General features: G+C 73.1%; 19 protein-coding genes. 8 read left to right on the top strand and 11 right to left on the bottom strand.

Annotation, left to right across the window (positions count from 1 at the left end; translation table 11 throughout):
• The first annotated feature begins 2 nt into the window (after positions 1-2).
• The 5 genes from FSY66_RS10470 to FSY66_RS10450 all read left to right on the top strand — a co-directional run bounded on the left by FSY66_RS10470 (position 3) and on the right by FSY66_RS10450 (position 6,714).
• Positions 3-959, top strand: coding sequence for an ABC transporter permease (locus FSY66_RS10470; RefSeq protein WP_144794672.1), 957 nt, complete (start codon positions 3-5; stop codon positions 957-959).
• Positions 956-2,029 (top strand): ABC transporter permease, encoded by a 1,074-nt coding sequence (locus FSY66_RS10465; RefSeq protein WP_144794670.1) that lies wholly within the window; start codon positions 956-958, stop codon positions 2,027-2,029. Before FSY66_RS10470 ends, FSY66_RS10465 begins: the two co-directional genes overlap by 4 nt.
• Complete coding sequence (locus FSY66_RS10460) at positions 2,026-3,924, top strand: ABC transporter ATP-binding protein (protein ID WP_144794668.1); 1,899 nt, start codon at positions 2,026-2,028, stop codon at positions 3,922-3,924. Before FSY66_RS10465 ends, FSY66_RS10460 begins: the two co-directional genes overlap by 4 nt.
• 194 nt (positions 3,925-4,118) lie before the next feature.
• Entirely contained in the window at positions 4,119-5,498 is a 1,380-nt protein-coding gene (locus FSY66_RS10455) for an MFS transporter (protein ID WP_144794666.1), read from the top strand.
• 136 nt (positions 5,499-5,634) lie between these two features.
• Positions 5,635-6,714 (top strand): enoyl-CoA hydratase/isomerase family protein, encoded by a 1,080-nt coding sequence (locus tag FSY66_RS10450; protein ID WP_144794664.1) that lies wholly within the window; start codon positions 5,635-5,637, stop codon positions 6,712-6,714.
• 24 nt (positions 6,715-6,738) lie between these two features.
• Here FSY66_RS10450 and FSY66_RS10445 read toward each other — a convergent pair whose 3' ends face one another.
• The 7 genes from FSY66_RS10445 to FSY66_RS10415 all read right to left on the bottom strand — a co-directional run bounded on the left by FSY66_RS10445 (position 6,739) and on the right by FSY66_RS10415 (position 13,579).
• A complete protein-coding gene (locus FSY66_RS10445) occupies positions 6,739-8,079 on the bottom strand; it encodes a uracil-xanthine permease family protein (RefSeq protein WP_260853651.1) in 1,341 nt (446 codons plus the stop codon).
• Positions 8,080-8,337: 258 nt separating this feature from the next.
• Positions 8,338-9,000 carry a LysE family translocator gene (locus FSY66_RS10440; protein ID WP_144794660.1) on the bottom strand — a complete coding sequence of 221 codons (663 nt, stop codon included), beginning with the start codon at positions 8,998-9,000 and terminating at the stop codon, positions 8,338-8,340.
• A gap of 4 nt (positions 9,001-9,004) precedes the next feature.
• Positions 9,005-9,931, bottom strand: coding sequence for an ABC transporter permease (locus tag FSY66_RS10435; protein ID WP_260853648.1), 927 nt, complete (start codon positions 9,929-9,931; stop codon positions 9,005-9,007).
• Entirely contained in the window at positions 9,928-11,106 is a 1,179-nt protein-coding gene (locus tag FSY66_RS10430; RefSeq protein ID WP_144794658.1) for an ABC transporter substrate-binding protein, read from the bottom strand. Before FSY66_RS10430 ends, FSY66_RS10435 begins: the two co-directional genes overlap by 4 nt.
• On the bottom strand, positions 11,106-11,855 hold the full coding sequence (locus FSY66_RS10425) for an ABC transporter ATP-binding protein (protein WP_144794656.1): 750 nt from the start codon (positions 11,853-11,855) through the stop codon (positions 11,106-11,108). Before FSY66_RS10425 ends, FSY66_RS10430 begins: the two co-directional genes overlap by 1 nt.
• Positions 11,852-12,937, bottom strand: a complete 1,086-nt coding sequence (locus FSY66_RS10420; RefSeq protein ID WP_144794654.1) for an acyl-CoA dehydrogenase family protein — start codon at positions 12,935-12,937, stop codon at positions 11,852-11,854. The genes FSY66_RS10425 and FSY66_RS10420 overlap by 4 nt, the downstream gene beginning before the upstream one ends.
• A 102-nt stretch (positions 12,938-13,039) precedes the next feature.
• Entirely contained in the window at positions 13,040-13,579 is a 540-nt protein-coding gene (locus tag FSY66_RS10415) for a DUF4242 domain-containing protein (RefSeq protein ID WP_144794652.1), read from the bottom strand.
• 492 nt (positions 13,580-14,071) lie between these two features.
• On the opposite strand from FSY66_RS10415, the gene FSY66_RS10410 reads away from it, so the two are divergent.
• The 3 genes from FSY66_RS10410 to FSY66_RS10400 are packed head-to-tail and all read left to right on the top strand — an operon-like array spanning position 14,072 to position 17,078.
• Positions 14,072-15,094 (top strand): TRAP transporter substrate-binding protein, encoded by a 1,023-nt coding sequence (locus tag FSY66_RS10410; protein ID WP_144794650.1) that lies wholly within the window; start codon positions 14,072-14,074, stop codon positions 15,092-15,094.
• A complete protein-coding gene (locus FSY66_RS10405) occupies positions 15,091-15,765 on the top strand; it encodes a TRAP transporter small permease (protein ID WP_144794648.1) in 675 nt (224 codons plus the stop codon). The genes FSY66_RS10410 and FSY66_RS10405 overlap by 4 nt, the downstream gene beginning before the upstream one ends.
• Before the next feature lie 5 nt (positions 15,766-15,770).
• Entirely contained in the window at positions 15,771-17,078 is a 1,308-nt protein-coding gene (locus FSY66_RS10400) for a TRAP transporter large permease (protein ID WP_144794646.1), read from the top strand.
• 115 nt (positions 17,079-17,193) lie between these two features.
• Here the strand turns inward: FSY66_RS10400 and pgm are convergent, their stop codons facing one another.
• The 4 genes from pgm to FSY66_RS10380 form a co-directional block, all read right to left on the bottom strand.
• Complete coding sequence (pgm, locus tag FSY66_RS10395; protein WP_144794644.1) at positions 17,194-18,828, bottom strand: phosphoglucomutase (alpha-D-glucose-1,6-bisphosphate-dependent); 1,635 nt, start codon at positions 18,826-18,828, stop codon at positions 17,194-17,196.
• Positions 18,829-18,889: 61 nt separating this feature from the next.
• Positions 18,890-19,858, bottom strand: a complete 969-nt coding sequence (locus FSY66_RS10390; RefSeq protein ID WP_144794641.1) for a ribokinase — start codon at positions 19,856-19,858, stop codon at positions 18,890-18,892.
• Positions 19,855-20,895, bottom strand: coding sequence for a nucleoside hydrolase (locus FSY66_RS10385; protein WP_144794639.1), 1,041 nt, complete (start codon positions 20,893-20,895; stop codon positions 19,855-19,857). The genes FSY66_RS10390 and FSY66_RS10385 overlap by 4 nt, the downstream gene beginning before the upstream one ends.
• A 268-nt stretch (positions 20,896-21,163) precedes the next feature.
• Entirely contained in the window at positions 21,164-21,601 is a 438-nt protein-coding gene (locus FSY66_RS10380) for a hypothetical protein (RefSeq protein WP_144794637.1), read from the bottom strand.
• Positions 21,602-21,864: the final 263 nt, after the last annotated feature.

Genomic DNA, 21,864 nt, shown 5'->3' with positions numbered 1-21,864 from the left:
CCGTGGTGAGCCTGATCCTCAAGCGCCTGGCGGTCTCCGCCCTGGTCCTGCTCGCGGTGTCCTTCGTCGTCTTCGTCTTCACCCTGCTGCTGCCCGGCGACCCCGCCCAGGCGATCCTGGGCCAGCAGGCCACCCCGGAGCGCCTCGAGGCGCTGCGCAGCGAGCTCGAGCTCGACCGGCCCTGGTGGGAGCGCTACCTGGGCTGGCTCGGCGGCATCCTGTCCGGCGACCTGGGCGTCTCCGCGGCCACGGGCGGCCCGATCAGCGAGCTGCTCGGCGAGCGGATCGTGAACTCGCTCGTGCTCATGGCCATCGCCGCGGTGATCGCGGTGCCGCTGGGCCTCGCACTGGGCACCTGGGCCGCGCTGCGCCGCGGGCGGGCCTCCGACACCGCGCTGAACACCGGGGCCATGGTCCTGGCTTCGCTGCCCGAGTTCGTGATCGGCATCGTGCTCGTGGCCCTGTTCTCCACGACCGTGCTGCAGATCCTGCCTTCGGTGACCATGGCCGCGCCGGGCACGCGGGTGTGGGAGTTCCCGCTGCAGCTCGTGCTCCCGGTGGCCACGCTCGTGCTCGTCGTCGTGCCGTACATGGTGCGCATGATGCGCCAGACCATGACCGAGGTCCTCTCGAGCGGCTACGTCGAGATGGCGCGGCTCAAGGGCGTGCCCGAGCGGCGGGTCATCGTGCGCCACGCGCTGCCCCACGCGATCGGGCCGGTGGCCCAGGTCGTGGCCATGCAGCTCGCCTGGCTGGCCGGCGGCATCGTGGTCGTCGAGGTCCTGTTCCGCTACCCCGGGGTCGGGCAGGCCATGGTCGATGCGGTGAGCAACCGCGACGTCCAGGTCGTGCAGACGATCTCGCTGCTGATCGCGGCGTTCTACGTCGTGGTGAACCTGCTGGCCGACGTCGTCGGCATCCTGGCCGACCCCAAGCTGCGGACGGAGTCCGGACGATGAGCACCTCCACCGGGCGAAGCCCTTCCACCGGCGCGATCGGGCCCGCGCCAGCCCGCGACAGCCTGCTGCGCCGCTTCCTGGCCCGCCCCGAGTCGCGGATCGGGCTGATCCTCACGGCCGTCGTGCTGCTCATCGCGGTCCTGGGGCCGTTCCTGGCCGCGCCGCTGACCGGGCACACCACGACCGAGTTCGTGGGCCGGCCCCTGGTGTTCGGCGACGCCGCCGCGGGCACCGACAACCTCGGCCGCGACGTCCTCTCCCGCTGGCTGGCCGGCGGCTGGCGCCTGCTGCTGTGGTCCGCGGCGGCCACCGCCCTGGGCGTGGGCCTGGGGGCCGTCCTGGGCATGATCGCGGCGATGCGCGGCGGCTGGCTCGACGCGCTGATCATGCGCCTGGGGGACATCGGCCTGGCCCTGCCGCAGCTCGTGTTCGCGATGCTCGCGGTGACGGTGCTGGGGCCCCAGGGCTGGGTGCTGATCCTGGTGGTCGGTCTGACCCACGCCCCGCGCACGGCGCGCGTGATGCGCTCGGCCGCCGTGAGCGTGGTGGGCGAGGACTACGTGCTGGCCTCGCACATGTACGCGGTGCCGCAGCGGCGGATCCTGGCCCAGGACATCCTGCCGAACGTCACCGGCCCGCTCATGGTCGAGCTCGGCCTGCGCATGACGTACTCGATCGGCGCCCTCGCCTCGCTGTCCTTCCTGGGACTGGGCATGCAGCCGCCCACCGCGGACTGGGGCCTGATGATCAACGAGAACCGCATCGCGCTCGCGGTCCAGCCCTGGGGCGTGATCCTGCCGGTCCTGGCGATCGCGGTGCTCACGGTCGGGACCAATCTGATCGCCGACGGCGTCGCGGCCGCCTCCGCCGGGGGCAGCTCCGTGGTCGAGGAGGACCTCGAGGGGGTCCGCGCCGGGGCGCAGGGCAGCGACGCCGCCGCCGCGCCGATCCCGGAGGCCGAGGCCTCGTCCGGGTCCGCCTCGGCGGCCGAGGGGCGCTCGTCCGGAAGCGCCCCCGACCGCAGCGCCTCGACCGGCACCGACACGACCCCCGGGGAGGGACGGCGATGAGCCCGAGCACAGCACCGCGCACCGAGGGCCGGCGGGGCCCGGACCCTGCCTCGGCCGCCGCCGTCGAGACCGCGCTGAGCGTCTCGGGGCTGGGTCTCGGCGTGATCGGCGGACGGCAGATCCTGCACGACCTGTCCTTCGAGCTGCGCCCCGGGCGCATCCTGGCGCTCGTGGGGGAGTCCGGCTCGGGCAAGACCACGGCGGCCCTGGCCTGCATGGCGCACCTGCGCCCGGGGCTCGAGCTGCGCGGGGGCTCGATCGTGCTGCACGAGGGGGCCTCCCGGTTCGTGCCCGAGCGCACCGAGCTGACCACCCTGGACGCGGGGCGGGTGCGGCGTCTGCGCGGCTCCACGATCGCCTACGTGCCGCAGGACCCGGCGCTGTCGCTCAACGGCTCCATGCGCGTGGGCGAGCAGATCGCCGAGGTGCTGCGCATCCACGACTACGGCGACGGCGAGGCCTCCCGGGCGGCGCGCGCGGCCGAGGTGCTCGAGGAGGTCGGCCTGCCGTCCGACCGCGCCGCGCAGCGCCGCTACCCGCATCAGCTCTCGGGCGGCCAGCAGCAGCGCATCGGCATCGCCATGGCCTTCGCGACCCGCCCGGCCGTGATCATCCTGGACGAGCCCACGACCGGGCTGGACGTGGCCACGCAGGACCTGGTGCTCGACACCGTCACGGATCTGACCCGCCGCCACGATGCCGCCGGGCTCTACATCACCCACGACATCGCGGTGGTCGCCCAGATCGCCGACGAGGTCGCGGTCATGCTCAAGGGCCGCATCGTGGAGGCGGGGGAGACCGAGCAGGTGCTGCGCGCGCCGCGCCACGACTACACCCGGCGCCTCGTCGCGGCCGTGCCCGACCTGGAGGGGCGCAAGCGCATCGGCGGGGGCCTGCCGGTCTCCCGGCGCGGCGCGGGCGCCCCGGCCGAGGAGCGCAGCGCGGCCTCGCCGCAGCAGGGGGCATCGCCGGACGGAGACCGCGTCGCCGGCGCCTCCGCCGCGGATCGGCGCAGCCTGCCGTGGGCCCGCGGCGACGAGGGGACGGGGCCTGCGGCCGGGCCCGAGCCCGGGCGCGGGTCCGCGTCCGTGCCGGAGCCCGGATCCGCGACCGCGACCGGCGCTGCGGCGGGCACGTCGTCGCGGCCGCTGCTGGCGGTCGAGGATCTGAGCCTGTCCTACGGCTCCACGACGGTGCTCGACGACCTGCGCCTCGAGCTGCACGCCGGGCGGACCACGATGCTGCTGGGCGAGTCCGGCTCCGGCAAGACGACGCTGGCGCGGGCGATCGCGGGGCTGTCGGCGGCGTCGTGGACCGGGCAGGTGCTGCTGGACGGCCGGCCGCTGGCGGAGACCACCCGCCGGCGCACGGCCGAGCAGCGGCAGCGGGTCCAGTACATCTTCCAGTCGCCGTTCTCCTCGCTGAACCCGCGGCGGAGCATCGGGGACTCCCTCGCCGTCCCGCTGCGGATGACGGGCGGGATGTCGTCCGCCCAGCGTCGCGAAGCGGTGTCCACGGCGCTGGATCGGGTCCGGCTGGGCCGGTCGTACATCGACCGCCGCCCGGGCGATCTCTCGGGCGGCGAGCGCCAGCGCGCCGCGATCGCCCGGGCCCTGGTCAGCGCCCCGTCGGTGCTCGTGTGCGATGAGGTGACCTCCGCGCTCGACGTCTCCGTGCAGGCCGCCGTGATCGAGCTGCTGCGCGAGATCCAGGACGAGACGGGCATGGCCATGCTGTTCGTGACGCACAACATCACGCTCTCCCGGCACATCGCCCACCGTCTGGCGGTGCTGCAGAAGGGGCGGATCGTGGATCACGGACCCACCGAGGACGTCCTGGCCCGTCCCGGCAGCGCGTACACGCGGGATCTGCTCGAGCACGTGCTGACCCTGTGAGTCCCTCCGGCCGAGCGCGCGGCACCGGGCCGGCAGCGCTCGGCCGTCGCAGCGGCTCCGCAGGGCCGCCGCGACATCGGGCGGCCGCCGCGCCGCGTCGGCATCCCGCCCGGGCCCCCGCCGATCCCCCTTCCGCACCCCACCGAACCGCGCCCGGGACGCTTGCGTCCGCGGGCCCGCACGAGAGCCGAGAGATGAGCACACAGAGCATCACCGCCCCCACCCGCACCGAGCGGCTCGACGAGCTGCCGTTCAACGGGCGCCACCGGCGGCTGCTCGGCGCCTCCGGCATCGGGTGGGCGCTGGATGCCATGGACGTCGGGCTGATCTCCTTCGTCATCGCGGCCCTGGGCCAGCAGTGGGGCCTGGACGGGCAGACGAAGTCGTGGATCATCTCGGCGGGCTTCCTGGGCATGGCGCTGGGCGCGAGCCTGGGCGGGCTGCTGGCCGATCGCATCGGACGCCGCGCCGTGTTCAGCCTGACCCTGCTCGTGTACGGGCTGGCCACGGGGGCCAGCGCGCTCGTGGCCTCCGTGGGCGCGCTGCTGGTCCTGCGCTTCATCGTGGGGCTCGGCCTCGGCTCGGAGCTGCCGGTGGCCTCCACCCTGGTCTCGGAGTTCGCGCCGCGGCGCATCCGCGGGCGCGTGGTCGTGTGGCTCGAGGCCTTCTGGGCCCTGGGCTGGATCGCCGCCGCAGTGATCGGCTACTTCGTCGTCGCGGCCTCGGACTCCGGCTGGCGCTGGGCGCTCGCCCTCGGCGCGGTGCCCGCCCTCTACGCCCTCGTGGTCCGGTTCGGGCTGCCCGAGTCGGTGCGCTTCCTGGAGTCCAGGGGGCGCCACGACGAGGCCGAGCGGGTCGTGCGCGACTTCGAGACCGACGGCGGGCGGCGCTGCGCCCCTGAGCCCGGCGAGTCCGGCCCCCGCGCGGCGGAGGCCCGGGCCGCTGGGAGCCGGGCCGCCGAGGCGCAGGACCCCGCCGCCGAGGGGCAGCCGACGTCGATCTTCGCCCCCGGGCTGCGGCGGCGCACGCTCGCCCTGTGGACGGTGTGGTTCTGCATCAACCTCGCGTACTACGGGGCGTTCACGTGGATCCCGTCGCTGCTCGTGGAGCAGGGCTACAGCCTGGTGCGCTCGTTCGGCTTCACCCTCATCATCACCCTGGCCCAGCTGCCCGGCTATGCGATGGCGGCCTGGCTGATCGAGGTGCTGGGCCGGCGCGTGACCCTGGTGATCTTCCTGGCGGGCTCGGCCGCCTCGGCCATCGGCTTCGGTCTGGCCGGCTCCGAGGCCGCGGTCATCGCGGCCGGGTGCTGCCTGTCCTTCTTCAACCTCGGCGCGTGGGGCACGCTCTACGCGATCGGGCCCGAGCTGTACCCCACCTCCGTGCGCGGGACGGGGACCGGGCTGGCCGCGGGGGTGGGGCGCATCGCTTCGATCCTGGCTCCCCTGACCGTGCCCGTGATGTTCGCGGCAGGCGGCATGCCGGTGGTCTTCGGGGTGTTCTCCGCGGCCTTCGCCGTCGCGGCGATCGCGGGGCTGCTGCTGCCGGAGATGAAGGGCCGGCTGATCGGCTGAGGACCGCGGCGCGGGCCCCGCGGCCGGGCCGGCGGACGGTGCCGGCAGAAGGAGGCGGGGCCGGCGCCGATGACAGGGGCGGCAACCGCGGGGCGGAGTCTCCTGCGCGAGCCGGGCCGCTCCTACAGTGGGGACCATGACGCAGACCCCCGCGACCGAACCCGCACCCGACCCCGAGCAGCACGTCCGCACCGAGGTGCGCGGCGGCACCGGCGTGATCACGCTGGACCGCCCCAAGGCCCTCAACGCTCTGACCGCGCGCATGTACCGGGACCTCTTGGAGACCCTGTGGGCCTGGCAGGACGACGACGCCGTCACCCAGGTGCTGATCACGTCCTCGTCCCCGCGCGCGTTCTGCGCCGGCGGCGACATCCGCCAGATCCGCGAGGCCGTGCTCGACGACCGGCACGGGGACGCGGTGAGCGCCTTCGCCGACGAGTACACGGTCGACGCGCTCATCGCCCGGTACCCCAAGCCGTTCGTCGCGATCATGCAGGGGATCACGATGGGCGGCGGCATGGGCCTGTCGGTCCACGGCTCGCACCGCATCGTCACGGACGACACCGTGATGGCCATGCCGGAGGCGGCGATCGGCTTCTTCCCGGACATCGGCGCCTCGTGGTTCCTGCCGCGGGTCTCCCTGCTGGGCCGCGGGCCCTCGCTGGCCGTCGGACGCTGGCTGGGGCTGACCGGGGCACGCCTCTCGGGCGCCGACGCCCTGGCCGTCGGCCTGGCGGACAACTTCGTCCCGAGCTCGCGGCTGGAGGCCTTCACGGAGGCCGTGATCAGCGACGGGGTCGCCGCGGCCGTCGCCGAGCACTGCGCGGGGCCGGGCGAGAACGACGGCATCCCCGAGGCCGAGCTGCCCGAGCGCTGGGACGAGATCGAGGACGTCTACGGCGCCGACACCCTGGGCGAGGTGCTCGTCAGGGCGCCGGCGGAGGACCTGGAGGGGGCGTCGCCCACGTCGCTCGTGCGCACGTGGGAGCTGCTCGAGCGCGGGGCCGAGGCCGAGTCGCTGACCGAGTGCCTCGAGCGTGAGCTGGCCCTGGCCGCCGACACGGTCGCCTCCCCGGACTTCGCCGAGGGCGTGCGCTGCGCGATGGTCGACAAGGAGGACGACCCGCAGTGGACCCCGCCCACGGTGGCCGAGGTCGACGTCGTGGCCGTGCGCCGCGTGCTGGATCAGCGCGGGCAGCTGCGCACCCGCGGCTGAGCCGCCTCGCCGCGGCCCCGGGACTCAGCCCAGGCCCGAGACCTGCTCGTGCGGACCCGCCGCGGCGTCCGGGGTCAGCGGGTCGCCGCCGGCGGTCCCGCGCCGCAGGGCGATGCCGCGCATCCCGTGGAAGACGATCAGCGTCGCCGCGGTGCCCAGGGCGATGCCCGCGAACTGGATGCCGAACGCATCCCAGGTGTAGTCGGCGATGCCGATGATCATGGCCACGGCGGCCGTCGTGAGGTTCACGGGGTGGGAGAAGTCCACGCGGTTCTGCACCCAGATGCGCACGCCGAGCATGCCGATCATGCCGTAGAGGACCGTGGCCGCCCCGCCCAGCACGCCCGCGGGCACGGTCGCGATCGCGGCGCCGAAGACGGGGAGGAACGACAGCAGCAGGGCCACGATCGCGGCCACCCAGTACGCCGCCGTCGAGTAGACCTTGGTGGCCGCCATGACGCCGATGTTCTCGGCATAGGTCGTGGTGCCGGAGCCGCCGCCGGAGCCGGCGAGCACCGTGGCCAGCCCGTCGGACATGATCGTGCGCCCGAGCAGCGGGTCGAGGTCCTGCTGGGTCATCAGCCCGACGGACTTCACATGCCCGATGTTCTCGGCCACGAGCACCAGGATGACCGGCACGAACAGCCCGATCAGCGAGACATGGAACTCCGGGGCGTGGAACTGCGGCAGCCCCACCAGCCCCTCGGCCTCCCACGCGGCGCCGATCGCCGAGAAGTCGACCTCGCCGCGCAGGACGGCGGTGAGGTAGCCGATCACGACACCCACCAGGATCGACAGGCGACCCAGGATGCCGCGGAAGAGCACCGAGGTCAGGACGATGGCCAGCAGGGTCACCAGCGCCGTGGTGGGCGCGCGCATGAAGTTGTCCTTGGCCGCCGGGGCCAGGTTGAAGCCGATCAGCGCCACGATCGTGCCGGTGACCAGCGGCGGCATGAGCGCCGAGAGCCAGCGCGCGCCCAGCAGCTGCACGAGCACGCCGATCAGGAGCAGCGCGGCGCCGGCCATGACGACGCCGCCCAGGGCGCCGCCGGGCCCGTACTGGCCGATGGCCGCGGAGATCGGGGCGATGAACGCGAACGAGGAGCCCAGGTACGACGGCACCAGTCCCCGGGTGATCACGAGGAAGAGGATCGTGCCGATGCCGGAGAAGAACAGCGTGGTCGACGGCGGGAACCCGGTGATCAGCGGCACCAGGAAGGTCGCGCCGAACATCGCCACGACGTGCTGGGCGCCGATGCCGATAGTCCGCGGCCACGACAGCCGCTCCTGCGGATGGACCACGGCCCCGGGCGCGACGCCGCGGCCGTCGCCGTGCAGCGACCAGGCCAGCCCGGCGCGGGCCAGGAGGCCGCGATCGGCGGAGCCGCCCGCCGAGGGGGCCTCGGCCGTTCCGGTCCCGGCCGCCGCGGTCTCGGCGCCGTGCCGATCAGGGTGCCGATCAGGGCGGGGAGCGGAGCTGCTCATGGGGCGATCTCCTGGTGGGGGAGCGGGGCGCGGCCGCGGCTGGCCGGGCGATGATCGCCGACCAGAGTAGCCCCGCTGCGAGACCGGGTGCTCGGCCGGCCTGCGCCGCGGGTGCGCTGCGACCGGAGGGCGGCGGCCTCAGCCGAGCAGATGCACGAGCGCGGTGAGCACGAACCCCAGGCCGACCGCGACGAAGAAGCAGCTCGCCACGACGTCGAAGCCCGAGCGGAAGCGGTCGATCACCGGGGCGAAGCGCGGCGCCGAGGCCGTGATGGCCACCAGGCAGAACCATCCGGCGGTCAGCAGGATCAGGACCGCCACGACGATCGCGGTCTCGAGGCTGAGGATCCGGCCGGTGAGGAACGGGGTGAAGATCGCCCCGAAGAACACGAGGGCCTTCGGGTTGGACAGGTTGGTGGCCAGTCCGCGCAGGAACGCGCGGGAGGACGAGGCCGTCGGAGCCGGCGCCGGGGCGGCATCCGTGACATCCCGGACCGCGCGCTCCCGCCGCGCGGCCCGCCAGGAGCGCAGGCCGGTGGCTCCGATCACGACGAGAAGGAGGCCGCCGAGCAGCTCGAGCCACGCCATGAGCCACGGCAGCGCCTGCAGCAGCGCCGAGAGCCCGAACAGGGCGCCCATCAGCCAGACGGTCGCCCCGGTGGTGACGCCCGCCGCCGCGAGCAGCCCCGCCCGGCGCGAGCGGGCGATGGACTGCTGGAGCACCAGGACCATGTCCGGCCCGGGAGCGGACACGGCCACGCACCAGATCAGGGCGAGCCCGGGCAGCTGCGCGAGGTCCACGGGCTCAGCCCCGCGAGCGGTCGCGCAGGATCCACTGGGCCAGTGAGTCCAGGGCGATGCCGATGAGCCCGATGACCAGGATGACGACGAGCATCTCGTCGTAGGCGAGGCGGTCGCGGGCGTTGAGGATCTCGTAGCCCAGTCCCGAGGAGACGCCGAGCATCTCGGCGGGGACGATGACCACCCACGCGATGCCCAGGGCCAGCCGCACGCCCGTCATCGTGAACGGGCGGATGCTCGGCAGCACGACGGTGCGCAGGATCTCGGGGCGGGTGGCCCCCAGGGTGCGGGCCACCTGGAGGTGCAGCGGATCCAGGGCGGCCACGCCGGAGGCCGTGTTCATGGCGACCGGCCAGATCGCCGCGATCGCGACAAGGAAGATCACGGGCGCGTGCCCCACGCCGAACAGGGCCACCGCGACAGGCGCCCAGGACAGCGGCGAGACCATGCGCAGGAACTGGACGGGAGGCGTCGACGACCACCGGAACCGGGCGGAGGAGCCGATCAGCAGCCCCAGCGGGAAGCCGACGGCCGCTGCGATCGCCATCCCGCAGATCAGCCGCCACAGGCTCGTGGCGGTGTCCTGCAGGATCACGCCGCGCTCCCACAGCGAGCCGATCGCGCCGGGCAGGCGCTCGGGCTGGAAGGCCGCGATCATGGAGTTCGCACCGGCCGCCGCATGGGTGAACGCCCACCACACCGCGATCGTGACGATGAGCCCGAACAGCCCCCAGCCCCAGCGCACGGCCCGGGACGGGCCCTGCGGGGCGCGGCGGCGGCGCACCGGGCCGCGGCGGCCCTGGGCATCGAGGTCCGCGGCGGAGGCGTCCTCGCCCGTGCCTGCGCTCCGCCCGCGGGAGGCGGAGGCGGAGGCGGGGCGGTCGTCGTCGAGGTCCGTGCTCCTGCCGGGGCCGGGTGCCGTGCTGCTCATGCGCTGAACTCCTCGGTGCGCTCGGTCGAGGACAGGCCGAAGGCCTCGAGCCCCCCGGCTCGTCGGATGCTCTCACGGACCAGCCGGTCGTCGACCAGCTCCTCGTGGGCCCGGGCCGGATCCAGTCCCTGCAGGAAGTCGGACGGCGCGTCGACCACGGTCTCCTGCATGGAGCGCACCAGCAGCTCGGTCGTCGAGGCGAAGGGCCAGGGGCGGAAGTCGATGCGCTCGCCGTGCCAGGGCGGGTGGACCGTGACCTCGGCGTGGGCCTGGTCGTGGGTCAGGGCCGTGAGGATCACCGGCCGCGGCTGCGGGAGGTAGCGCTCGGCCAGGATCGCGGCGGCCTCCGGGCGGTTGCCGCGCGACCAGGCCTGGGCGCGGACCAGCCCGTCCATGAACCCGGCGGCCTGCTCGGGGCGCCGGCGCAGCAGGTCCCCGCGCATCATGGTCACGCAGCACACGTGATCGCGCCACGAGTCGCCCAGGAAGCGCCGGATCCCGCCCACGGACTGCGCCTCGGCGGCCGCGTTGAAGGGATCGGCGACCGTGTAGCCGCCGATCACCCCGTTGTTCAGCGCCGGGAGCATGTCCGCCGGGGCCATGGGCAGCAGCTGCACGGTCCCCTCGCCGGCCGAGGGGGTGCGGCGCATGATCGGGGTGAGCCCGGCACCGCGCAGCATCTTCTGCACGACCACGTTGTGCACGGACCACCAGGCCGGGATCGCGATCGACTCGCCGGCCAGGCCCTGCAGGTCCGGGACGTCGGGGCGCACGGTCAGCGCCGAGCCGTTGGTGTGGTTCCAGGCGGTGATCCGCACGTCGGCCTCCAGGCCGTAGCGCATGTAGAGGGCCATGGGCATCAGGAGGTGGATGACGTCGACCTGACCCGCCAGGAAGGCCTCGGCCAGCGACGACCAGCTGCGGAAGAGCACCGGCGCCTCGACCGGGACCCCGGCCTGCTCGTAGTAGCCGTTGGCGTGCCCGATCAGCAGCGGGGTCGCATCGGTGATCGGCAGGTACCCCACCCGCACGGGCGTGGACGGATCCGCCGAGGCCAGGGTCTGCTCGCGCGCGGAGGTGTAGGCCGAGCCGGCGCCCCAGGCCAGCCCCGTCAGCCCCAGCCCGGCCGCGCCCGCGCCGAGCAGGCGGCGGCGGGTCAGATCCCGGCCCGTCATCAGATGACCCACGATCCGGGCGCGTCGGCGCCGCCGCGGTAGTGGGCGATGATCTCGGCGGCTGTGGTGCCGTCGCGGGCGGGGACCCATTCGCGGCTGAAGCCGGCCGGCCCGCCGAAGAAGCCGATCCGGTCGCCGAGGGCCATCGCCTCGTCCACGTCGTGGGTGACCAGGAAGATCGTCAGCTCGAGCTGCGTGGCCAGGTCCCGCAGCCAGACCTGCAGGTCCTGGCGGGTCGCCGGGTCGAGCGCGGAGAAGGGCTCGTCCAGCAGCAGCAGGTCCGGCTGGATGGCCAGGGTGCGCCCGACGGCCACGCGCTGGGCCTGCCCGCCGGAGAGCTCGGTGACCGCGGCGCCGGCCAGCTCGGCCAGGCCCAGGACCTCGAGCAGCCGATCCACCTCGGCGGGGTCGAAGCGATCGCGGTTGGCGCGGTAGCGCCCGCCGAGGGCGATGTTCTCCCGGACCGACAGCCAGGGGAACAGTCCGGCGGACTGGAACACGACCGCGATCCGGTCGTCGGGGCTGCCCGCCTCGACGGTCCCGGAGTCGATCGTGTCCAGGCCGGCGATCGCGCGCAGCAGCGTGGACTTGCCGGAGCCCGACGGGCCCAGCACGGCGAGCACCTCGCCCTTGCGCAGGGTCATCGAGACGTCGTCGAGGGCGGGGGCATCGGCGCCCGGGTAGGTCTTGGAGACGCCCCGGATGCTCAGGGCGGGGCGCGGCGTCCGGGGTCCGGTGGGCTGGCTCATCCGAGCTTCTGCAGCTCCCAGCGCAGGTGCGACTCCGTGGGCGACTGCACCGGCAGGAACGCCGCCTCCCGGGCGCGGCGGGCCGTCGGCGAGCCCATCGCGTAGCCCTTGCCGCCGACGGTCTTGCCCTCCAGGCGGGTCGCGGCCCCGGTCAGCAGGGCGGCGTCCAGCCGGACCTGCAGCAGGTCCCTGGCCTCCTGCTCCCGCGGCGCGGCGGCCATCTCGAGCACAGCGGCGCGGACGCGCTCGTACTCGGCGACGATCTCGTCGCGCTCCGGGCGGAAGACCTCGGCCACTCCCGTCATGGCGGCGTCCGCGGAGGCCAGCGCCGCTCCGGAGAGACCCAGGCAGAACGAGGACTGCAGCAGCAGGAACGGCCCGCGCACCGCGGCCAGGAAGCCGGGGACGTCGTCGGTCAGGACGTCCTCGGGACGGATCGGGGAGGACTCGAACCGGAGGATCCCGGAGGCGGTCGCATCCAGGGCCATCAGGTCCTGCAGCGGATGCACGCTCACGCCCTCGGCCTGATCGCGCGTGAGCACGATGACGGGGGTCTCGGCGCCGTCGTCGTCCCGGCGGATCGCGGGCAGCACGATCCAGCCCTGGGGGTAGAGGTTGGAGGCCCACGGGATCGTTCCGTCGAGCACGAGCGATCCGTCCTGCTCCGTGAGGGTCACGGTGATCTCGCCGATGCCCGCCGCGGCCTTGAAGGCCGGGGCCATCGCGGAGCTGGCGGGCTCGGTGCCCTCGCGCATGCCTCGGGGGATCTCCCGCCCGGTGGCCGAGAGGTACTCGATCGAGGAGCGGTGGGCCCACAGGGAGAAGGCCGTGGCCGTGCACTCCGTGGCCAGATCGTGCACGACGGCGGCCTGCTCCACGAGCGGCCCCTCGAGTCCGAGGTCCAGCAGGCCCATCCCGCCGAGCTCCCGGAGGGTGTCGAACGGGGAGCGCTCGTTCTCGTCCACCGCGCGGGCGCGCCGCGCGGCGGCCTCGAGCACGGTCTCGCGCTGGGCGTAGTCCGCCAGCGGGCGCAGCTCGAACGGCTCGCCGGGAGCGGGGATCTCAGGGGCGGAGGCGGACATGGGTTCCTTCCGGGACGGGGCGGATGACGACGCGGCGGGTGCCGGGCGGCGAACGGCCCCAGGCCGATGCTGACCTGGGGCCGTCCGCGATCGCCGAGCGGGTCAGCTGCCGAGCTTGTGCACGCGGTCGATCGGGGTGTCCACGGCCTTGCGGGCGCGGGTGACGGTCTCCTCGTCGGGAGCGTCGTAGAAGCACAGGCACTTGACCGTGTCCTCGCGCACGTAGGTGCGCAGGAACTGGACCTCCGGGACCTCGGCGTACTTGGGGGCGTTGGCCTTCTTGCGCGCCAGGTACTGGTCCATGGTGATCTCGGCGGGGATGTCCCACTCGACCAGGTAGTCCGCGGAGTTCTTGGCCTTGAGGTTCTTGATGTCCTCGAGCTCCGCGCCCACGAGGCGGACCTCGTGCGGGCCGTCGACCTCGACGGCGGCGTCGCCCGCGGCCGACGTGACGGCATCGGCCAGTCCGTCGGCGGAGCCGGCCTCGATGATCGTGAAGATGCGCTCGGCGCCGGCGGTCACCTGGGACTCGATGAGCTCGGCACCGGAGTCCGGCAGGGCCTTGCCCACGGTCTCGACGAGTCCGTTGACGGCGTCCTTGTCCTTGTCGGCGGGGACGGTCTCGATGAGGAACAGCGACATGTTCGTGCCTCCTGTGTGGTCTGCGTGGCGGGAGCGCCGGCGTCATCCCGAGGCCGTCGCGCCTCCCGCGGGTCCGAGCGGCATAACCGCGCGCCCGGACCGGGTATTCCACGCTACTCAGGCGCGCCTCTGCGGGGTCATCGCACGTCACGCGGCGTCACACGGGGTCGCACGGCCTCGTCCGACGATGCGCGGAGGGCATTCGGCGGCCGCAGGCCCGGGCGCGGCGCAGGTCCGCGCCGGCCGGCGTCGCCCGGCGGACGGCTGTGCGCAGATCCCCGCCTCATCAGCGCCGATGGCGCGAAGAGCCGCGGCCGAGGCCGCTCGGAGCCCCCCCCCGGGGCAACAAGCGGCCTCGATTTCCCCGCCCAGGACGATGCTGAGAGGATGCCCAGAATATCCCGGCAACGGCGCCTGGGGAATGAGTCCGCGATCTCCGTCCGAGCGCACCTCGTCTCCGCCGCGCCCGCCCCTCCCCGGCAGACGAGGTGCATGATGCGCGCACAACTGTCCAGATCGCCGTTCCTGGCGATGACCGCGGCGGCCGCCCTGGCCCTGACCGCCTGCACCGGGGGTGGAGCCATCGAGCAGGCCGAGACCAGGACGCTGGTGCTGTCGCTGAACCAGACCGAGGAGCACCCCTCCTACATCGCCCTCGAGCAGTTCGGCGACGACCTGCACGAGGCCACCGACGGGCGCCTCGACGTCGAGGTCTACCCCAACGAGACGCTCGGCGCCCAGCAGGAGGTCGTCCAGCTGGTCGGCGACGGCGCGGTCGACATGGCCGTCGTCTCCGGGACCCAGATGGAGAACATCAGCGAGGGGTTCCAGGTCCTCAACCTCCCGACCGCCTTCGAGGACATCGATCACCAGCTGCGCGTGGTCAACGACGAGGCCATCGTGGGCGAGCTGTTCACCTCGGTCGAGGACTCCAACAACCTCACGGTGCTCGGCGGCCTGACCCAGGGCTCGCGCCACCTCTACACGGCGCAGGGCCCGATCGAGGAGCCGGCGGACCTGCGCGGCATGAAGGTCCGCGTGCAGGAGTCGGACATCCACATCGACATGATCAACGCCATGGGCGCCTCGGCCACCCCGATGGCCTACGGCGAGGTCTACACCGCCATGCAGTCCGGCGTGCTCGACGGCGCCGAGAACAACGAGATCTCGTACATGTCCCAGAACCACAACGAGGTCGCGCCCCACGTGGCGCAGACCAACCACCTCGTCGGGCTGGACTACGTGGTCATGAACACCGACCTGCTCGAGTCGCTGCCGGCGGAGGATCGCGAGATCTTCGAGCAGGAGTGGCAGCGCGCCTCGGAGAACCACGCGTCCCTGTGGGAGTCCGAGACCGAGGCCGTCATCGCCGAGGCCGAGGAGTCCGGCACCGAGTTCAACGACGTCGACGAGGCTGCCTTCCGCGACGCCCTGCGCCCGGTCGTCGAGAAGTACCTCGACAGCCCCGAGGACCAGGAGCTGTTCGACGCGATCCGCAGGGAGGCGCAGCCGTGAGCCCGCTCAAGCGCGTGATCGACGCGATCCTGGCGACGCTGTGCGTCGTGCTGTTCGCCCTGCTGGTGATCGTGGTGAGCTGGCAGGTCTTCACCCGGCAGGTCCTGGACTCGCCCAGCACGTGGACCTCCGTGGCCGCGCAGTACCTCTTCGTGTGGCTGGCGCTGTTCGGCTCGGCCTACGTGTTCTCCGACCGCGGCCACATCGCGGTCGACTTCCTGGCCCGCAAGGCCGGCGCCGGGGGCCAGCGGGTCATCGGCGTCCTGACGCTGGCCGTCGTGGCCGCGTTCGCGATCCTGGTCCTGATCTGGGGCGGGATCCGGGCCACGGAGATCTCGTGGACCCAGCAGGTCTCCGGCATCCCCGTGACCGTGGGGCAGATGTACCTGGCGCTGCCGATCTCCGGAGCGCTGATCGTCTTCTACGCGGTGTTCCACATCGTGAAGATCCTGGCCGGCCGCGAGGCCGGGCTGCCCATCGCCGAGGACGACGAGATCGGCCGGCAGACCACGGCGAACCCGCAGATCGCCTCGGCCCCCTGGCAGACCCGGGGCATGGAGGTCGTGGAGCCCGTCATCCCGCCGGGCACGACCCTCCCGGGCGGCTCGAGCGCCGTCTCCCCGGGCTCCGCCGCCCCGGCCGACGGCACCGACACCACGAAGGGGCGGTGACGATCATGGATCCCGTCATCATCGCAGGGCTCATCCTGCTCATCGGCATCGTCGTCCTGCTGTTCGTCGGCGTCCCCGTGGCCGTGGCCGTGGGCACGTCCTCCTTCGTGGCGCTGGCCTACGTGATCGGCCCCGAGACCGCGTCGTTCGTGGGCGCCCAGCGCCTGTTCACCGGCATCAACTCGTTCACGCTGCTGGCCATCCCGTTCTTCGTGCTGGCGGGCGAGCTGATGAACACGGGAGGCATCGCCGCCCGGCTCGTCGACGCCGCCAAGGTGCTCGTGGGGCGCATGCCTGCGTCCCTGGCGCAGACCAACGTGGTCGCCAACGCCCTGTTCGGCTCGGTCTCCGGCGCCGCCGTGGCCTCGGCCGCGGCGGTCGGCACCGTCATGGGCCCCCGCCAGCGCGCCGAGGGCTACGACCGCGCCTTCTCGACCGCGGTCAACGCGGCCTCGGCCCCGGCGGGCATGCTCCTGCCGCCGTCGAACACGCTGATCGTCTACTCGCTCGTGTCCTCGACGTCGATCGCCACGCTGTTCATGGCCGGCTACGGCCCCGGCCTGCTCTGGGCGCTGCTCTGCATGGTCGTCGTGTTCCTGTACTCGCGGAAGCACCGGATCGGCGGCGGGGAGGGCGTGCCCCTGAAGGTCGTGGGCGTCACGCTGCTGCGCGCGCTGCTGCCGCTGCTGATGATCGTCATCGTGATCGGCGGCATCCTCACCGGCATCTTCACCCCCACCGAGTCCGCCGTGATCGCGGTGCTCTACAGCCTGGTGCTGGGGATGGCCTACCGGCAGATCTCCGTGCGCCAGCTGCCGGAGATCCTGCTCTCGGCCACCAGGACGACGTCGATCGTCATGCTCCTGGTGGGCGTGGCGACGATCATGTCCTGGGTGATGTCGTACTCGCGCATCCCGCAGCTGATCGCCGAGGCCATGCTGGGGCTCACGGAGTCGCCCGTGCTGATCCTGCTGCTCATCCTGGTGCTGCTCGTGGCCGTCGGCACGTTCCTGGATCCCACCCCGGCGATCCTGATCTTCACGCCGATCTTCCTGCCGATCGTCGTCGAGTTCGGCGTGGACCCGATCCACTTCGGCCTCATCGTGGTGTTCGCGCTGTCGCTGGGCACCATCACCCCGCCGGTCGGCAACGTCCTGTTCGTCTCCGCCAAGGTCGCGAACATGCGCATCGAGCCGGTGATCAAGGCCCTGCTGCCGTTCTTCGCCGCGCTGCTGATCGGGCTGCTGATCGTGACGTTCGTCCCGGCGCTGAGCCTGTGGCTGCCGGACGTCCTCGGCCTGCTGGAGCAGTGACGGTCCGCTGACGGCCCGCGGGCCCGGACAGGAGAAGAGCGCCCTCCCGCCGCGAGGGCGGGAGGGCGCTTCCGCCGCGACAGGCCGGCTCGGCTCGTCGCAGCCCCCGGGCGCCTCAGCCGATGACGCCGTCGACCAGCGCCTTGGCCTCCTGCTGCACCTGCCGGAGGTGATCGGCGTCCGCGAACGACTCGGCGTAGATCTTGTAGACGTCCTCGGTGCCCGACGGGCGGGCGGCGAACCAGGCGCGGTCCGTGGTGACCTTGAGCCCGCCGACGGCCGCGCCGTTGCCCGGGGCCTCGGTGAGCTTGGCGGTGATCGGGTCGCCGGCCAGCGAGTCCGCGGTGACCTGCTCGGGCGACAGCTTCTTCAGCGCGGCCTTCTGCTCGCGATCGGCGGGGGCGTCGATGCGCTCGTAGACCGGGGCGCCGAACTGCTCGGTCAGCTCGGCGTAGCGCTGCGACGGCGTCTTCCCCGTGACCGCGATGATCTCCGCGGCCAGCAGCGCCAGGATGATGCCGTCCTTGTCGGTGGTCCACACGGAGCCGTCCTTGCGCAGGAACGAGGCGCCGGCGGACTCCTCGCCGCCGAAGCCCAGGGAGCCGTCGAGCAGGCCCGGCACGAACCACTTGAAGCCCACGGGGACCTCCACGAGCGGGCGGTCCAGCGACTCGGCCACGCGGTCGATGATCGACGACGACACGAGCGTCTTGCCGATGCCCGCGTCCTTGCGCCAGCCGTCGCGGTGGGCGAAGAGGAAGTCGATCGCCACCGCGAGGTAGTGATTGGGGTTCATCAGCCCGGCGTCGGGGGTGACGATGCCGTGGCGGTCGGAGTCGGCGTCGTTGCCGGTCGCGATGTCGAACCTGTCCCGCTGCTGGATGAGCGAGGCCATGGCGCTCGGGGAGGAGCAGTCCATGCGGATCTTTTCGTCCCAGTCCAGCGTCATGAACGCCCACTGCGGGTCGACCTCGGGATTGACGACGGTGAGGTCGAGGTCGAAGCGCTTCCCGATCTCCTTCCAGTACTCGACCGAGGCCGAGCCCATGGGATCGGCGCCGATGCGCACGCCGGCGCGCTTGATGGCCTCGAGGTCGATGATCTCCGGCAGCGCGGAGACGTAGCTGTCCAGGAAGTCGAAGGACTGCGTGGTGTCGGCGACCCTGGCGTCCTCGAGCGGCATGCGCCGGACGTCGGCATTGCCGGCCTCGAGCAGCTCGTTGGCGCGATCGGCGATCCAGCCGGTGGCGTCGGTGTCGGCGGGGCCGCCGTGCGTGGGGTTGTACTTGAAGCCGCCGTCGGAGGGCGGGTTGTGCGACGGGGTGATCACGATGCCGTCGGCGAGGTCCTGCTCGCGGTCCCGGTTGTACGTGAGGATCGCGTGGGACAGCGCCGGGGTGGGGGTGAAGCCGTCGCGCGAGTCGAGCAGCACGGTCACGCCGTTGGCGGCCAGGACCTGCAGGGCGGTGTCCTGGGCGACGGCGGACAGCGCGTGCGTGTCCTGGCCCATGAACAGCGGTCCGGTGGTGCCCTGCTGGGCCCGGTACTCCACGATGGCCTGCGTGATCGCCGCGATGTGGGCGTCGTTGAACGACGAGCTCAGCGATGAGCCCCGGTGCCCGGAGGTCCCGAAGGACACCCGCTGCCCGGGATCCGAGAGGTCCGGGGTGCGCGAGGCATAGGCCTCGAGCAGCTCGGAGAGGTCGACGAGGTCTTCGGGGAGGGCGACGGTGCCCGCTCGATCAGTCATGCCCCACACGTTAGTCAGCCCTGGTGGGCCGGGTCACGCCCCATCCCGAGCCGCCGTCACATCACCGGTTCGGCGCGGCCAGGGACTCCAGATCCTCGCGGGAGGGGTACGACGGCTGCGCGCCCTCGCTCTGCGTGGCGATCGCACCCACCCGCATGGCCAGGGCGGTGGCCTCCGGGAGATCGGTGCCGGCGGCCAGCGCGGCGGCCAGGGTCCCCGTCACGGCATCGCCGGCGCCGGTCGTGTCCAGGGCGCGCACGGCATAGCCGGAGAGCCACTCCTGGCGGGTCCGGTCCTCGCGCGTGCGCAGGAGCACCGCGCCCCCGGCTCCCAGGGTCACGACGGCGTCCGCGACGCCGGTGGCCCGGAAGAGGCGGTGGCCCTCGACATCCCAGTCCGCGGCGGGGACCGTCCCGAAGTCGGTGGTCTCGTCGCCGATCAGCTGGCCCATCTCGTGCGCGTTGACCACGAGCAGGTCGGTGCAGGCCAGCAGCTCGGGCTCGGGCAGGCGGAAGGGGGACGGGTTGAGCACCACGGTCACGCCGGCGGCGCGGGCCGCCCGGGCGGCTGCGAGGACGGTGGGGGCGGGGATCTCGAAGGTCAGCGTGAGCGTCCCGACGCCGTCGAACAGCTCCGGGGTGACCTGCTCGGCGGTGACCTCTCCGTTGGCGCCGGGGGAGATCACGATCGAGTTCTCGCCGTCGGCCGAGACGATGATGACGGCGGTGCCCGTGGCCGTGGTCGTCAGCGTGCGCACGCGGGTGGTGTCCACGCCCTGGGCGTCCAGGGATCGCAGCAGCAGCGTGCCGTGGGGGTCCTCGCCCACGGCGCCGACCATCCGCACGCGGGCGCCCAGGCGGGCGGCGGCCACGGCCTGGTTGGCCGACTTGCCGCCGGGGGTCGTCCGGAGAGGGCCGCCCTGGACGGTCTCGCCCGGCTTGGGGTGGCGCTGCGTGCGCACCACGAGGTCGGCGTTGAGCGAGCCGATGATGCAGACGTCGCCGTCGGTGGCGGGGAAGCGGTCGGTCATCGCGGGGTCTCCTCGTGGTCGTGCGCGGCCTGATCGCCCGCGTCCTCGGTGGTCTCGACCATCTCCGGGATGCGCTGCTCGGCGGCCTGCAGGGCGCCGGCCCGGACGTCGATCCTCGCGGTGGCCTGCACGACGAGGTCCCAGAAGCCCTCGACGTCCAGCCCGGTGGCCGCCGCCGTGGGCAGGTCCGGGTCCTCGGGGCCGCGCAGGTCGACGACGGTCATGCCGGTGGTCAGCTCCCCCGAGCATTCGATGCCGATGGGCGCGCGGCGGACCGTGACGAGCTCGGGACGGATGACGCGCGCCACCGCGACGGGGTCGTGGCAGGGCGGGTCCGAGAAGTCCTGGTTGTCCTGGTAGGAGGCCCGATAGCTGGCGATGAGGTCGACGGCGATCTGACCGGCGTCGGTGCCCAGGTGCGCGAACGAGCGTTCGACATCCAGGGTCGCGACCGCCCGGTGCGTGACGTCGAGCCCGATCATGGTCACGGGCCAGCCGGCCCCGAAGACGATGCGGGCGGCTTCGGGGTCCACGGCGACGTTGAACTCGGCGACGGGGGTGATGTTGCCGTCGGCGATCGCCCCGCCCATGAGCACGATCTCGTGGACGCGCTCGACGATCTCCGGGGCCTTCTGCGCGGCCAGCGCCAGATTGGTCAGCGGGCCGAGGGCGATGATCGTCAGCGAGTCCGGCTCCGAGTCGAGGAGCTCGCGGGTGATCAGATCCACGGCGTGCTCCTCGGACAGCCGGGTCTGCGGCTCGGCGAGCACGAGCTGCCCCAGGCCCGAGTCCCCGTGGACGTGGCCGGCGGTCTGCGGGGCGCGCTCGAGCGGGTTCGCCGCCCCCGCCGCCACGGGCGCCTCCAGGCCGATGGCCTCGGTGAGCGCGAGGGCATTGCGGGTGACCTTCTCGAGGGTCTGATTGCCGCCCACCACGGTCACCGCCGCCACGTCGAGCTCGGGGCTGCCGTGGGCGAGCATGAGGGCCAGGGCGTCGTCGACACCGGGGTCGCAGTCGATGATCACGCGTCGAGTCATGGCCCCAGTATCCCGTGTCGGCCTCTCGCCCGTGCCACAGGCCGCCCCCGGAGCGTCGACCGGCCGATTCCTCACTCGTACGACTGCGAGCGGCCGATTGCTCACCGTTTCAGCGCTGAAACGGTGAGCAATCGGCCGCTCGCGGGGTGGGAGGGGCATCAGCGGCCACTCGCGGGGAAACGGAGGGGGTGAGGAGGGCGTGGTGGTGCCCCCCCCCCCCCCCCGCGACGCAGCGGTCAGTCCCGGCGCTCGGGGCTGCGCGTCGAGGTCACTGCGGAGGGGGGTCCGAGCCGTCCGAAGGGACTGCCCTGCGGAAGGCGGCCGCCGCGACCGTCGTGACGACGAGGGCCACAGCCCCGATCACGAGTCCGTCGACGGCCCATTCGACCCAGGAGGAGTTCACGACGACGGCGCGCGGCAGCAGGAGCCCGGCCGTCGCGAGGGCGGCGGCCGAGGCCAGGGCGCGAGGTCGGGCGAGAACTGCCGCGAGCCATCGCCCGAGCGGGTGCCCCGCCATCGTGAAGCCGGCGACCGCACGCAGGACGAACCACAGCAGCACCGACACCGGGGCGCAGAGGACGAACAGCGTCATGGCGACGCCTTCATGGGCGGCGTCGTCGAGCATGAGTTGGACCGCAACGGCGCCGAGCCCGGCGGAGAGCCACATCAGCGCGAAGAGGATCCAGCAGGCTCTGGCGAACGGCACCTTTTCGCGAGGATGTTCGTGCGACATCGAGAGCGCTCCTGAGGCCGAGGGTGAGGTGCAGGATCCGCCGATCGTCGCCGTCCACCGGCGGCTTCCTCTGTCGGTCGCACCGTATCGCGCCCTGGCCCCGTCGTCCTGGGCCCTGTCCGCTGACGGCGGGAGTCCGTCGTCGGCGGGCCCGCCATCCCTGCCACGAGTGACCGATTCCTCACTCGTACGACTGCGAGCGGCCGATTGCTCACCGTTTCAGCGCTGAAACGGTG

This window comes from Kocuria palustris (assembly GCF_007666205.1).
GTDB lineage: Bacteria > Actinomycetota > Actinomycetes > Actinomycetales > Micrococcaceae > Kocuria > Kocuria palustris_A.
Note: the sequence above shows the minus strand (reverse complement) of the source record. Positions and strands in the feature narration are given on the sequence as shown.